Raw genomic sequence first — 14,210 nt, 5'->3', positions numbered from 1 at the left:
GGTCCTCGCTTCGTGACGGATGTGGTGCTCACCACATTAGGCACTGAGCGGTTGGTCGAGCGAGGGGCTTTGGCCTACCGGTAGTTGACGAACTGCAGGGCGACGTCGAGATCGGCGGACTTGAGCAGGGCGATGACGGCCTGCAGGTCGTCGCGCTTCTTGGAGCTGACGCGGATCTCGTCGCCCTGGACCTGGGTCTTGACGCCCTTGGGGCCCTCGTCGCGGATCAGCTTGTTGATCTTCTTGGCGTTCTCCTGGTCGATGCCCTGCTTGAGGCCGCCGCTGACCTTGTAGGTTTTGCCGCTGGCCTGCGGTTCTCCGGCGTCGAAGGCCTTCATGGAGATGTCTCGGCGAATCAGCTTTTCCTTGAAGACGTCGACGGCGGCTTTGACCCGCTCCTCGGTGGAGCTCACGATCTCGATGGCCTCCTCGCCCTTCCAGGCGATGGTGGTGTCAGTGCCGCGGAAGTCGAACCGGGTGCTCAGCTCCTTGGCCGCCTGGTTCAGCGCGTTGTCGACCTCCTGGCGGTCGACCTTGCTCACGATGTCGAATGATGAATCCGCCATTGGACTCGTTCCCTTCGGTTGATCGGCCGGTTTGTGTCTGGGGTACATCCTCGTTGTACCCTGCTAGTCGCACCAAACCGGATCCCCGGTGCGGCGCACCCAGGCAGGTTGCCCGAGCGGCCAATGGGAGCGGACTGTAAATCCGTCGGCGGAAGCCTACACAGGTTCGAATCCTGTACCTGCCACGTTGTTCAGGCCCGGTGAATACCGGGCCTGCTTCGTTTTCGGGGCGGGTCAGCGGTGTCGTCCGCTGTTCCCCACCGCTCGCTTCGCGCCGGCGGTGTCGGTCGACTTCTTCGGCGAGGCGCCCGCCGCGGGGGAGTTGCCGCGCTTCAGGGCAACGGCGGCAGCGGTCGGTGCCGGGCGGCGCGGCACGGCGTTCGCCGGCGGGCGGCTGGGCATCGCAGCGGCGCGACCGGAGCGGCCGGTGGCCGGGGAGCCCGCACTGCTCGCGTCGCGGTGTGCCTTGCCCGCGGCAGCCGCGGGCTTGGCGAAGGCGCCTTTCGGGAACAATCCCTGCCACACGTTTTGCAGGCCTCCGAGGATCGCCGCCGGGGGCAGGATCGCCCAACCGATCGCCCCCATCGCGAGCGCGACGCCGGCGAGGCCGGCGCCGACTGTTCCGCCTTCGGCGGCCACAAACGGTCGCAGGAGAAGGAAAAGGAAGGCCCCGGTCAGCGGAATCGTGACCGGAAAGCCGACGTACCACAGCGGAGTCACCAACACTGCCGCTGCGGTGAACACCAGTGCTTGACCGAGATTCAGCGCAGTATCCGACGCCGCCGCACTCGCGCCCGAGTTCCGTTCTTCCCCAACGGAATATGACATTTCAGACGACGCGACTGTCGCCGTGACCGCCGCGGTGAGGGTGGCCTCCAGATGTCGTATCGGGGCGGCGTGTGGCCGGGTGACCTCGGGTTGTGCGGTGGCTCCCCACCCCGCTGCCAGTAGGGCTGCGGCCAGTCCTGTGGCGCAAACAGTGCGCAGCCCGGTGCAGATGGTGGTCACGCGGGTCCTCGATCCGTAGGCGGATGAATCCTGAGAATTTATCAGGAAGCGTGGCAAAGAATCGTTCATTGTGCCGGCGGCCTGCGCGTCGCGCACTCTCCGGCGCCGGAGGCGCCGATCATCATTTCTCGGAGGTTTGTGAAATTATTGACGAGTGCGTAATTCCGGTCGGTGTTGGCTTCGACGTAGGGGCTGAGCTGCGATGGACCTGGTAGCCCTGGGTCGCGCCCGCCAGGCGGTGCTGCGGTTGGGCGTCGTGCTGATCATGGTGGGAGCGATGATCATCGGCACCTCGCCGGACGACTGGCTCGCCGAATGTATCTGGATCGGGGTGTACGCACTGGCCGCGGTGGGAGCGGGCCTCCTCGCGGTCTCGCCGGCCGGCCGCTTGATCAGCGGTCCGCGGTGGCGCATCGCCACTGCCGCGACCGACATCGTGGCGCTGGCGGGCTTTCACCTGCTGACCTCGGGCGGGTACGTGCCGCTGCTGCTCGTCGGGCTGCTTCCCCTGATGGTGATCGTCGACTTGTCCTGGCAGCGTGCGGCGGTCATCCTCTCGCTCAGTGTGGTGGCGTTTCTCGGGACGCTGCTGGCCGATTCCTCGATCCACCAGAAGATCGGTTGGCCGGCGGCCTGGTTTCTGGTCGCGGTGTACGCCTACCTCTGTTGCGCGGCATTCCTCGCGACGTACGTCCACTCGCGCCAGATCGCCGAAATCTCTTCGGAGCGAACGGCAAGCGAGCGACTGGCCTACCAGGCCACCCATGACACCTTGACCGGGCTACCCAACCGGGCGTATGTGTTGGCGCGCATCACCGACGCCCTCGGCAAGGAGGGGCGAGATGCGTTGTCTGCCGTGCTGTTTCTCGATGTCGACAATCTGAAGGTCGTCAACGACTCATGGGGGCACGAGGCGGGCGACGCGATGCTCCAGGTTGCGGCCGAACGACTTGCGCGATCGGTGCGCGCCGGGGATGTGGTTGCCCGGCTCGGCGGCGACGAGTTCGTCGCGCTGGTCTTCGGGCCGACGACTCGCGAGGTGCTCGACGGGCTCAGTGAGCGAATGCATGCCACGCTGGCCGAGCCGGTCAGCATCGGCGATGCCACTCTGGGCATGACGGCCAGCATCGGCATCGCCCCCATCGGCGAGCACGGCGAGAGCGATGCGGCCGCCATCCTGCGGGACGCGGATCTGGCGATGTACCACGCGAAGCGACTGGGCCGCGGTAAGAGCGCCTACTTCTCCGAACAACTCGTCGACTCGAGCGGGCAGAGCTAGGTGCAGCGGTTGGCCGCGTAGCGATCCAGAGCCCGGCCGCAGATGCTCGCCCAGCTGGTCAGTTGGCCGCGGCGGCCCGCGCTAGATTGAGTGTGAGCCGCAATCGGTCGGGCAGTTCGTGAGTGTTCCACCGGCCGTGGGAAATCCATCTGCACACCGTCTCCGCATCGGCGTCGGATCTGATCGGACCGATCCATACCGCCGGCGCAGTCGGGGTTCGGTCAGGTGTGCACGGCTGCAGAACCACCGTCGCCCCGCGCTCAGTGCCTCTTGTTGCGCAGGCGAATTCGCCCAGCAGGCATTGACTGGCAATGAGGACGGCGTGCGGGCAGCCGCTGACGACTTCGCTGAGCGGCCCCATCAACGACACAGCCGTCTCGTCTACGCAGCGCCGGCAGATGACCACGGTGAATGGCCGACAGGTATGGCGTTGGTCCGCCATCTCAGCCCCTTTCCGGATGCCGCACTTGTGCATGGTCGGTCCCGCGCGCCTGGGCTGCCGGGAGAAGCCGATCCTTATTGACAACCGTTTTCAATTGACCCGACTTCACGCTACAGTGCGACACGAGCGTTGTCGAAAATCATTCTCAATAAGAACCCGGCGTGGTGACCGCGGCCCCGTGGGGTCGTCAGCGGCTGGGTTTGGAGCAAGGAGTGTGAACATGGGTCGACTGACCGGCAAGGTCGCCTTTGTGACTGGCGGGGCGCGCGGCCAGGGGCGCAGCCACGCAGTGCATTTGGCCGATGAAGGCGCCGACATCATCGTCGTCGACGCCGCTGGCGATATCGCCACCAACCATTACCCCCTGGCGAGCCGGGAGGACCTCGATGAGACCGCAACCCTCATCGAGAAGGCCGGACGGCGAGTCGTTGCCGCCCAGGTTGACGTGCGTGATCGCAACGGCCTGAAGAAGGTTCTCGACGAGGCGGTCGCCGAACTGGGCGGCCTGGACGTCATTGTCGCCAATGCCGGCATCTGCCCGCTCGGTCACGACGTGTCGGTCCAGGGCTTCGTCGATGCGTTCGATGTCGACTTCATCGGCGTCGTCAACACTGTCCATGTCGGTTTGCCGCACCTCACCGAGCGCGGATCGATCATCGTGACCGGGTCGGTCGCCGGATTGGTGCCCCAGGCCGGCGGTGTGAACGGCCAGGGCGGTCTTCAGGGGCCCGGCGGCGACGGATACGGCTTGGCGAAGAAGATGATCCGCGACTACACGCGGTCATTGGCCCTTACCCTGGGGCCCCACCACATCCGGGTGAACGCAATACATCCCACGAATGTCAACACCGACATGCTGCAGAACCCGGCCATGTACCGAACATTTCGCCCCGACCTGGAGAATCCGACGCGCGAGGACGCGGAACTGACGTTCCCGTTCATGCAGGCCATGCCGATTCCGTACATCGAGCCCAGCGACGTGTCCTATGCCGTTGTCTATCTTGCCGCCGATGAGTCGCGCTACATCACTGGCCAGCAGCTGTTCATCGACGGCGGAGCGGCCCTCAAGCTCGGGGTGTAGCGATGACGGTGGTGACGCCGGGCCGCGGCCGCACATCGATCACCATCCGGTCGGAAGCCTTCGAGAAGATCTGCTGCGGCACCGTCACTCTGAGCGTTCCGTTGTGCGACGACATCGTCCACATCGGTGTTCGCGACGCGCCGCAGACCGGCGCGCTCCGAGTCCGCAAGCGACCGCGTTCGGTGACCGTGGATCGCGTCGACGGCAGGCCGTTGCAAGTCGCCATCGTTGATCAGCGCGACGGGCTCACCGGATCGGCCGGGCAGGCCGCACCGCTGGTGTCGCTGGTCTTTCGGGAACCCGTTCAGGCGCTGGAACTGAGACGGTGCCGCGGCGCCGGCCGTCGCGGCTGGGAGGTGGCGACCTCCGCTGCCACGGATGCCGGACAACTCCAGCAATTTCTTGACACGGTGGGTGCCTTCGGCTCGGCCAAACAGGCGCGGGCGTCCGGTATCGGCGAGGACTAAGGGCCCCGACTGGCGCCACGTTGTCCGAGAAGCGGTTGCGGGCCCGGGGCGGGAACGCTCACCAGTTGACGGCCGCCAGGACGATGGTTCCCAGACAGAGCGCCACGCCTAGGTAGGGGATCGGCGCCGGGACGGTGATATAGCCCCGGTGATCGCGGTGGCGCCGCTTGATGACGATCAACGAGGCGTTGACCATGGTGAATATCGCCAGTACCAGCAGGCTGGTCAATTGAGCCAGCGACACCAGTGGCAGCACCAGGGTGCCGACGGCCATGGCGGCCACCACGACGAGTGTGGCTGTCACCGGTGTCTGGTAGGACCGGTGGACGTGGCCGAGTCTGCCGTGGATCCAGCCTTCCTTGGCCAGGCCGTAGAGAATCCGCGAGCCCATGATGACTTGCACGATGACGCCGTTGATCGCGGCGATCATCCCGATGACGCTGAGGAAGACGCCGTGGCTGGCGCCGCTGCGCTGGAAAACCAGTGTGAGCGGCGCTTCGCTGCCGGCGAGTTCGGCCGGTGAGACCAGAGTCGTCGAGACCACGACAACCAGTAGATACAGCACGGTCGAGGTCATCAGCGCGAAGAGGATGGCCAGCGGCATGGTCCGGCTGGGATTCTTGGCTTCCTCGGCGACGTTGACCATGTCCTCGAACCCGATGAAGGCGTAGAACGCCAGGAAGGCGCCGGCGAAGACCCCGCCCAGGCCGACGGCCGGGTCGATCGCAAGCAAGCGGCCAACATCGATGTGTGTGAAGGCTTTACGGCCAAACCAGATGACCAACAGCAAGCCCAGCACTTCCAAGCCGGTGAACAGCGCGGCCATCGTGGCCGACTCGCCGATCCCCTTGATCGCGATCGCCCCGAGCACCACCAGCAGGCCGACGCTGCCCACGACGGCGGGCACGTCGACGAAGGTGGACAGGTAGCCGGCGAAGCCCTGGGCCAGGGCAGCGGCCGAGGCGACGCCCCCGCCGACCATCGTCAGGCCGACTAGCGTTGACAGCCAACGCTTTCCGAATGCCCGGTGCAGGTATACCGACACGCTGGCGCTGACCGGATAGCGGCCCGCCAGTTCCATGTAGGACAGCGCGGTGACCGTGGCTGTCATCATCGCGATGAGGAAGGCCAGGGTGGTGCTGGATCCCGCGAACCCCGCCACTTTCCCAACCAGCACGTAGATGCCCGCACCGAGGATGTTGCCGAGGCCGTAGAGCGTGACCAGGGGCAGTCCGAGGGCTCGATTCAGGCGAGCGTTGCCGCCGGTGGTATCCGTCATGACCGGGTCGAGGATTCGGCCACGGCGGCGCAGACGGCGACCGCGCCTGGGCGAGCGAAGGCCGGGAAACGTCTCGCTTCGCCCATGCGGCGCAGTGTAATCGGGGCTCGAGCCGCTCGGTGTCAACGCCGCGGCCAGCAACGCATTTTTGGGAGTGCGCAACCAGAGTGACGTTCGGGTGTGCTATACCCCTAGCAAATTATCCTGCACGTCAAGGTTGGGGGTTGGGTGCCATGGGTTTGGGGCAGCAGGGCCGCTACATCGGTCGGGTCGGAGCTTTGGCGGTGGCGTTGGGCGTCGGCGGGTTGATCGCCGCGGTGCCGGCGGTGGCCGACGCCGACACCGGCGACTCGGGCAAGACCACCTCCTCGGCCGGTAAGCATGCCCCCCGCGGTTCGGCCAAGTCCGGAACCCGCGCGCCAAAGTCGGTCGCGGTTGCCAAGCCGACCGGCACCGTCTCGGTGGCCAGTCGCCGCCCGGTGGCCCAACTGGGGGCGGGTGACAACCCGTTGGCTCCGATCACCGAGCCGCTGTCGTGGGCAGTGCTGGCGGTCACCCGGCGCGAATTGGCACGTCCCACCGCCCTGCGGGTTCCAGTGGCCGTGGCGACCACCGGCGAGCCGGCCGCCGGAGTGGCTCATTCGGCCCGCGTTGTCAACACCGCCAGTGCCGATGAAAAGCCCAGCGCCGCAGCCGCATCCGTCATCACGACGAGCGAGACGACGGATACGGTGCCGTCCACGCCCGGTGACATCGAGGACTACAACCTGGCCTGGGAGTTGGTGAAACACACCGTCGACATCGCGGTCCGCGACGCCCTGCGGCAGTACACGCAGTTGTCGCCGATTGCCGACGAGTTGGCGCCGATCGTCACCAACCTGATCGGGGACGTGCTGACGTTGAGTTCGGTTGCCCCCGAGATCGACGCGCTGGCCACCAACGACGCGATCTTGACCTTCGCCGCACAGCAAATCGCTGCGGCGCTGGAGACGAACAACGTGCCCAAGCCGGTCGCGGTGGTGGTCGGCAACGCTGCGGTCACCTGGTTTCGAACGGCGTTCGGCGGACCCGACAATGCCCCGGTCCGCGAAGCGATCAACGAGTTCGTCAAGACGGTGCGGCCGTCGGATCCGGGCACGATCCTGATCGCGCTTGCCGTCGACGATCTTCAACCACTCGCCGACTACATCGAGACGATCGTCCCCAACTCCGAGAAGGGGCTTGCGGTCCTGTTCGCGGACGGCGCGTTCGCGTCCGCACTGGCCACCGCGACCGCGGAGGCGGTGAATGTCCTGACCGGCGAAACCGTGCCGAAATGGTTGTCCGCCTACGATTCTCAAGCCCTTACGGCATACCTCGGCGATCAGGTCGGTGCCGCGGTGGCCGCGGCGCTGTTCGGCGGCAACCCGGCCTATGCGGATGCCGCGCTGCAAGTCTCCGCGAGCATCAATGCGTGGGTGGTGAACTCGATCGAGAGCCTGAGTCATCCGATCGCCGGGGCGCTCGGTGATTCGGTGTCCTTCTTCTTCGGCCAAGCCGGGGTGGCCGACGCACTGGCCCTCTTCATTGTGCAGAGCATCGAGGGCGGACCGGTGACGCAGCCCTCGGCGCTCCCGCCCGCCGTCGTGGCCACTGTCGCCAATGCGGTGTCGGTGTTCTTCGGCGACGTTCAGACCGTCGACCAAGTGGGTTCGGTGGTCGCGGCGCTGATCAACGGCTTCGCCGACGGGCCGGACGTGCCCGCGGCGCTCGGCGCCGTGCTCGCCGGGTGGGTGACGACGCAACTGGGTGGCGGCGCCGCGGCCGCGGGACTGGGCAGCGCGGTCGGTGCCGCGGTCCAGGGGTTGCTGGGCGACGCGCAGGCCGTGGCAGGTCTGGCGACGTTCGCGCAATCGGTGGTGGACAGTTTCTTCAACGATGCCAAGGCCGTCGAAGGGCTGGCCGGTGCGGTGTCTCAGTTCGGCACCGCCGTTGTCGGCGGCACCCCGGTTGCTCAGGCATTACAGGCCGCGCTACAAGGCGTGCAGGCCAACACCGACGTCACCGGCGCTGTCGGCACCGCCGTCGCCGATGCGGTGATCGAACTTCTGGTGAACGAGAACGCGGTCAACTCCCTCGCCGGGGCGGTGCAGACGCTGATCTCGCAGTCGGCGGCCAACTCGGCGGTGCAAGCCGCTGTCGGACAAGCCGTTGTGCACGCGGTGACGTCGGCGCTGGGCGGAGGGCCGGTGGCGGCGGGTGTCGGCAACGCGGTCGGGGTCGCGGTGCAGGGTCTGGTGGCCAATGCGGCGGCGGTCGACGGCCTTTTGGCAGTAGTGGGTTCGGGGCTGTCGAGCCTGCTGCATGCCCAAGGCATGAAGGTGACCCTCGGCGAGGCGGCCGGCCAGCTGGCAGCAGCGCTGGCAGCCGGAACCGACCCGGCGGTGGCCGGGCAATATCTGTTGAGCCAGAGCGCCTTCCAGGACGCCGTCGGCCCCGCCGTGCGCAAAGCCGTGAAGGTTTTGGTGACCGACCACGCGCTGGTATCGGCGGTGGGCACGATGATCTCCGACATCGTGACCGGATCGGCAGCCGATCCGGCGGTGCAGACGATTATCGGGCAGCGGGTGCAGCAGCTGGTGACGGCGGCGATGGGCGCCAATCCGATCGCCGCGGCAGTCGGCGCGGCCGTGGGCAGTGCCGTGCAGGGTCTGGTGGCCGATCCGGCGGTCGTCGACGGCGTGCTGGCGACGCTCGGTTCGGCGGTGTCGACGCTGCTGGATACCTCCGGTGTTCCGGAGGCGCTGGCCGGCGCGGCGGCGACGATCGTGTCGGCGCTGGTGATCGGAACCGATCCCGCGGTGGCGCTGCAGACCGCGTGGCAAGGGCTGCAGGCTGATTCGGCGTTCACCGGGGCGCTGGCAGCGGCCGCAGGCAACGCGGTGTATGCGGTGGTGACCGACTCCGGTCTGGTCTCGGCGCTGAGCGAAGCCGTGACCGCCGTGGTCGCCGACTTGGCGCCGAACACCGCGGTGCAGGCGTACCTCAGCGGACTGGTCGGTCCGAAGTACGGCCCGGTTCTCGTCAGCATCCTGGCCGATCCGGGTGCGGCCGCTCAGTTGGCGGCGGCGGCAGGGTCGATGGTGACCGGTGTCCTGGCGCAGACCGGGGTGGCGACCGTGTTGTCGCACACCGCTATCGGAATCGTCACTGCCGTCCTGGCCGGCACCAGCGTGTCCGACGCGGTGCAGAGCGCGCTGCAATCGCTGGAGACCAACCAGGTCATCAAGGCCGCGCTCGACGCCGTGGTGCCGGAGGCGTTGAAGCAGGTACTCACGGTGCCCTCGGTCCAGCAGGCCCTCGGTGCGGCCGCGCGTGATGTCGTGGTGAGCCTGCTGGAGGGGACCTCGCTGAACAATCCGCTGCTGGACGGGGTGGCCGGTCAGGTGACCCAGGGTGCGGTGGACTCGCTGCTGGCCAACCCGGCCGCGCAGAACCTCATCAGCAGCCTGGCCGGCGACCTGCTGAACGGGACGCCGCCCAGCGACCTGGTCGGCACCGTGCTGCAGGCCGTCATCGACAGCCCGCAACTGCAGATCGCGTTCGGTATGGCCGTCGGGGCGGGGGTCGGGTCGCTCTTCGGGGCCAATCCGGTCGGCTTCCTGGTGGGCCGGGTGATCGGTGCGACGGCGGCGCTGGCGATCGGGATGGCGTCGGGAACGGCTCTGTTGGTCGAGCGGATCAGGTCCGTGACGGCCCCGGCGGCGGCCGTCGGCAACGCGTACCTGGTCGATCAGGGGGCGTCCGGCGCGTTTGCGGTCACCGTGATCGTCGGCGACGGGCGCGGCGGGGGTGTGTTGCGGCCGAGTTATCCGGCCTGGTCGGGCGCGGCTGAATTCAGTTAGCCGCTCATACACCTCCGCGTCAACGTCGCGGTGTGCTATACCCCTAGCAAATTAGCTATCACGTCAACGTCGGGTGGATGCATGGGACAGCAAGGTCGCTACATCGGTCGAGTCGGGGCATTGGCCGTGGCTCTGGGCGTCGGCGGCGTGATCGCGGCACTGCCCGCGGTGGCGTCCGCGGACACCGGAGCAGGCGACTCGGGCAAGAGCACCTCGTCCTCCGGCAAGCACGCGCCGCGCCACTCGGCGAAGCCCGCCACTCGCGCCGCCAAGCAGGCCGCCAAGCCTTACGGTGCGCTGTCGGCGGCCGGCCGCACACCGGTGGACCGGCTGGGAACCGGCAACGCTCCGGCGCCAGCCGCCACGCCGCTGTCGTGGGCGGTGGCGGCGGCCACTCGCCGCGAATTCGCCGGATCAGCCCGCCTGATCGAGCTTCCCAGCCGCGGAACCGTCAGCAGCGCAGCGCCTTTGGTACCCAGTGCCAGTGACACCGGAGATCCGCCGGTGGCGCCGACTGCCAGCCCGGCGCTGAACAGCGCCGTAAGGAACTTCATCGACACCCGGCTGCGCGGGTGGAGCCCGATCGCCGACGAACTGGCGCCGATTGTCGCCGACGGCATCCAGGATCTGTTGACCAACGGCGCGGTGGGCGCCGAGATCAACCGGCTGGCCACGAATAACACCATCCTGCAGTTCTTTTCGGCGAAGATCTCCAACGGGCTGGACGCCTACTTCGGCGTGCCCAAGCCGGTGGGCACGGTCATCGGCAACACCGCGGCCAGCCTGGTGCGGACCGTGCTCGGCAACCCGGGTGTGCAGGGGGCCATCGACGCGATCGCCGCCACGTCGCAGCCGACAGGGGCGCAGTACGACGCGATCGTCGCAGGCCTGGCCACCGACGACCTCGCACCGCTGGGCAACTACCTCACCTCACTGATCGCCACCTCGTCCGACGAGGTCGCCGCCTTCTTCGGTAACGCGACGGTGCGGGCCGCGTTGGCGTCGGCCACCTCCCAAGCGATCGTCGACCTGACCAGCGGCCCGGCCCTGGCCACCTGGCTGGGTGACCTCGCCGACGGGTGGGTGTCGGAGGCGTTGGGAGGCGGCGCCGTTGCCGACGGCCTCGGCAGCGCCGTCGGCAACGCGGTGCAGGGCTTGTTGAGCAATTCCGCCGCGATGCAGGGACTGGCCTCGGCCGTCGGGGCGGGGGTGACCACCATCTTGGCCACCCCCGGTGTTTCCGCCGCGTTGGGCGATTTCGTCACCGCGTTCGGCACGGGATACCTCGGCGGGCAGAACTGGCTCGACGCACTGGACACGGCATGGCAAGGACTGTTGTCGGATTCCGCCTTCGTCGCGGCCCTGGCGCCCGCCGCCGGCACCGCGGTGTCCTCGTTGGCCACCAATACCGGCGTGGTCTCGGCGTTGGGTAGCACCGTCACCGCGCTGGTCAACGACGTTGCCGGCAACGCCGCCGTCCGCGACTACCTCGGCGCGCTACTCGGCCCCAGCTACGGCCCGACGTTGGTGAACACTCTGGCCGATCCGGCCTCGGCGGCGCAGCTCGCCGCGACGGCGGGTGCGGTGGTGACCGGCTTCCTCGGCCAGGCCGGCGTGGCCGACGCCTTGTCCGCGGCCACCACCCAGATCGTCGCCGCGCTGCTGGCCGGAACGTCGCTCTCGGATGCGGTACTCGCGGCGTTGGGCTCGCTGCAGGCCGACGCCGCCGTCGTCGCAGCGTTCAATGCCACGGTCCCGGCCGCACTGCAAGGTGTTCTGAAAGCGCCCGCCGTGCAAGAGGTGGTCAGCGTCGTGGCGCAGGGTCTCGTCGTGGACCTGCTCGATCGGACAGCGCTGTCCAATTCGGTCCTCCAGCCGCTGGCAGGCACGGTGACGAAGGCCGCGGTGGACTCCCTGGTATCCAACCCGGCCGCCCAGGACTTGATCGGCGGGCTCGCCGGCGACATCCTCAACGGGGTCCCGGCAGCCGAGCTGGTGAGCACCGTGATCGCGGCCGTGATGAACAGCCAGGACCTTCAGGTTGCGCTCGGCATGGCGGTCGGAACCGGAATCGGCGCGTTGTTCGGCGACAACCCGATCGGGTTCGCCGTGGGCAAGCTGGCCGGCGCGGCGTTGGCGCTGTTCTTCGGGATGGCGTCCGGCGCAGCGCTGTGGTTCAACCCGGCCGGGAGCGCGGCAGCCGCCGCGAACTCGCGCATCGTTTCTCACTACGTTCTGATCGGAGCAACCGCATGACCGCCGTCACCAAGTCTCGTTCGACCCTCACCGGCATCCTCGTCGCCGGCGCGGCGGCCGGCAGTGTGCTCGCTGCGGCGGCCCTGGGGTCGGCCCCCACGGCGAATGCGAGCTGCGCCTCGTTCTTCGGTCTGGGCAACAACGCGAGCTGCTCCAGCACGCCGCTGAGCATCGCCGTCGCGCTCGGGTCCGGTGCCACCGCACACGCCAGCGGGCTGTTCGGCGGCGCCTTCGCGGTCGGGACCAACGCCGCCGCCACCACCGGTGACGCGTTCACCATCGCGACCGCGGTCGGCAACGGGTCGTCGGCGAACGCCGAAGGCTTGTTCGGTATCGCCACTCAGCTCGGGCCGAATGGCGCTGCGGTGACGCAAGGTTCGGGCTCGCTGGCCAACTTCGGGCTCAACATCGCGCTGAATGTCACCCCGCCGAATGCGCCGACGACCAGCAGCACGGTGACCGCCGGTGGCACCGGTGGACTGGGCAACATCGCGCTGAATCTGTTCGGCCGCGGGACTGCCGGTGATCCCAACAGCATGCGGGTGGTGGCGGCCGGCTTCTTCGACATCGCCTCGAACTGGGGTGGGCGCAACAACATCGTCGAGTCCGGCTCCGCGGGTACGGGTTCGGTGATCAACTTGGCCACCAACCTGTTCGGCAGCAACAGTGTGGTCACCGCGCAGGGCGGGGTCTGGAACTGGGCCACCAACCTGCTCGGCGACAACAACACCGTCGTGACGGCCGGGAGCTTGGTGAACACCGCGACCAACCTGTTCGGCAGCAACAACACCGTCACGACCACCGGTGGTTATGCGAACTGGGGCCGCAACATCTTCGGCAACGGCAACACCGTCACGGCCACCGGCGGCTACCAGAACACCGTCGGAAACCTCTTCGGCAGCAACAACACTGTCACGTCGACGGGCAGCGGCTACGGGAACAACGCGCAGAACTGGTTCGGCACCGGCAACGTCGTCTCGATCACGGCCGGCATCTACAACACCGCCACCAACTTCATCGGCGGCGTCAACAACCAACTCATCTCGCAGGGCGGCTACCAGAACGCGGTGTTCAACTTCATCGGCAGCAACAACACCTTGACTGTCGGTGGTGCGGGCAGCAACTGGAACCTGACGCTGAACACGCTCAGCGGCGGCAACACGGTGTCCGCGGGCGGAGCGGGTGGCAACTTCAGCGCCGGCTTCAACGTCCTGGGCGGGACGAACACCGTGAAGGCGGGCCCCGGTCCGCTTGCCTTGGCCGGCACCATCTTCGCAAACGGTCAGAACGTCACCAAGGTGAACCCGGGCATCGCGATCAACAACTTCCGCATCGGCGGGGCGAAGGTGCCCAGCGGCAACAAGTCCTCGGCGGCCAAGGCCGGCGACAGTGGGTCGAAGTCGGCCAAGAAGTCCGGCACCGCCGGCAGCAAGCGGTCGGCGCGCTAGCGGGGTTGTGCGGCGCCGAAATCGACGCCACGCAGGGGAAGTGCGAGAGCACGCCTGCGTGACGTCAATTTCGCGGTCGGGGACATCGGCCCGTCAGCCCACCGGGCCGATGTCGTCAGGCATGGTCGCGTCGCAGCGGGCCCGGAAGTCCGCGGCGGGTTGGCGCACCGCCTTGAGTTGGTCCTTGATGTCGGGGTTCGCTGCGAGGTAATCGGAGACCGCGCTGCGCATCTCCTCGCGGGACATGCCCTTGAGGCTGGTGAAGAAGGCGTTCACGTCGGGATGGGTGAAGAGGTAGACCGACATGCCCGCGTTGACGCCGGAGAGGACCTGGGTGAGATCGCCTGCCGTGCAATTGGGTTCGTCGGCGGCTGCGGTGGCCGTGCTGCCGACGAGCATGGCGCCGGAGATGAGGGCGGCGCTGATGACGTTGCGGATGACCATGGGACTGCTCCTAAGGATGTGGGATGGACCTAGTTGCGGGGGCCCGGTCGGGGCGG

The 14,210-nt window shown here is 67.8% G+C and carries 10 protein-coding genes and 1 tRNA gene; 7 read left to right on the top strand and 4 right to left on the bottom strand.

The features are described from left to right. Positions 1–74 precede the first annotated feature (74 nt). Positions 75–566 (bottom strand): YajQ family cyclic di-GMP-binding protein, encoded by a 492-nt coding sequence (locus tag MSZK_RS06545; RefSeq protein ID WP_099246075.1) that lies wholly within the window; start codon positions 564–566, stop codon positions 75–77. A 102-nt stretch (positions 567–668) separates the two neighbouring features. On the opposite strand from MSZK_RS06545, the gene MSZK_RS06540 reads away from it, so the two are divergent. Further along, positions 669–751: transfer RNA gene (locus MSZK_RS06540), tRNA-Tyr, on the top strand. A gap of 49 nt (positions 752–800) precedes the next feature. On the opposite strand, the gene MSZK_RS06535 is transcribed toward MSZK_RS06540, so the two are convergent. Continuing rightward, a complete protein-coding gene (locus MSZK_RS06535) occupies positions 801–1,574 on the bottom strand; it encodes a hypothetical protein (RefSeq protein ID WP_142389883.1) in 774 nt (257 codons plus the stop codon). A gap of 202 nt (positions 1,575–1,776) precedes the next feature. Here MSZK_RS06535 and MSZK_RS06530 point away from each other — a divergent pair, with 202 nt between their 5' ends. From MSZK_RS06530 to MSZK_RS06520, 3 genes are all read left to right on the top strand, one after another. After that, positions 1,777–2,853: a GGDEF domain-containing protein gene (locus MSZK_RS06530; RefSeq protein ID WP_099246071.1), complete on the top strand. Its 1,077-nt coding sequence runs from the start codon at positions 1,777–1,779 to the stop codon at positions 2,851–2,853. A gap of 662 nt (positions 2,854–3,515) precedes the next feature. After that, on the top strand, positions 3,516–4,376 hold the full coding sequence (locus MSZK_RS06525; RefSeq protein ID WP_099246069.1) for a mycofactocin-coupled SDR family oxidoreductase: 861 nt from the start codon (positions 3,516–3,518) through the stop codon (positions 4,374–4,376). A 2-nt stretch (positions 4,377–4,378) separates the two neighbouring features. Then, a complete protein-coding gene (locus tag MSZK_RS06520; protein WP_099246067.1) occupies positions 4,379–4,843 on the top strand; it encodes a hypothetical protein in 465 nt (154 codons plus the stop codon). A 58-nt stretch (positions 4,844–4,901) separates the two neighbouring features. Here MSZK_RS06520 and MSZK_RS06515 read toward each other — a convergent pair whose 3' ends face one another. Next, complete coding sequence (locus tag MSZK_RS06515; protein WP_099246065.1) at positions 4,902–6,122, bottom strand: APC family permease; 1,221 nt, start codon at positions 6,120–6,122, stop codon at positions 4,902–4,904. A 233-nt stretch (positions 6,123–6,355) separates the two neighbouring features. On the opposite strand from MSZK_RS06515, the gene MSZK_RS06510 reads away from it, so the two are divergent. From MSZK_RS06510 to MSZK_RS06500, 3 genes are all read left to right on the top strand, one after another. Continuing rightward, complete coding sequence (locus MSZK_RS06510; RefSeq protein ID WP_099246063.1) at positions 6,356–10,006, top strand: hypothetical protein; 3,651 nt, start codon at positions 6,356–6,358, stop codon at positions 10,004–10,006. A gap of 81 nt (positions 10,007–10,087) precedes the next feature. Further along, positions 10,088–12,262: a hypothetical protein gene (locus MSZK_RS06505; RefSeq protein WP_099246061.1), complete on the top strand. Its 2,175-nt coding sequence runs from the start codon at positions 10,088–10,090 to the stop codon at positions 12,260–12,262. Beyond that, the gene (locus tag MSZK_RS06500) at positions 12,259–13,710 is read left to right on the top strand and encodes a hypothetical protein (RefSeq protein WP_099246060.1); all 1,452 of its coding nucleotides are present in this window, start codon (positions 12,259–12,261) and stop codon (positions 13,708–13,710) included. The genes MSZK_RS06505 and MSZK_RS06500 overlap by 4 nt, the downstream gene beginning before the upstream one ends. A 93-nt stretch (positions 13,711–13,803) precedes the next feature. On the opposite strand, the gene MSZK_RS06495 is transcribed toward MSZK_RS06500, so the two are convergent. Beyond that, the gene (locus tag MSZK_RS06495; RefSeq protein ID WP_099246058.1) at positions 13,804–14,154 is read right to left on the bottom strand and encodes a heme-binding protein; all 351 of its coding nucleotides are present in this window, start codon (positions 14,152–14,154) and stop codon (positions 13,804–13,806) included. Positions 14,155–14,210 lie beyond the last annotated feature (56 nt).

The organism is Mycobacterium sp. shizuoka-1 (genome assembly GCF_002723835.1).
In the GTDB taxonomy this organism is placed as follows: Bacteria; Actinomycetota; Actinomycetes; order Mycobacteriales; family Mycobacteriaceae; genus Mycobacterium.
Note: the sequence above shows the minus strand (reverse complement) of the source record. Positions and strands in the feature narration are given on the sequence as shown.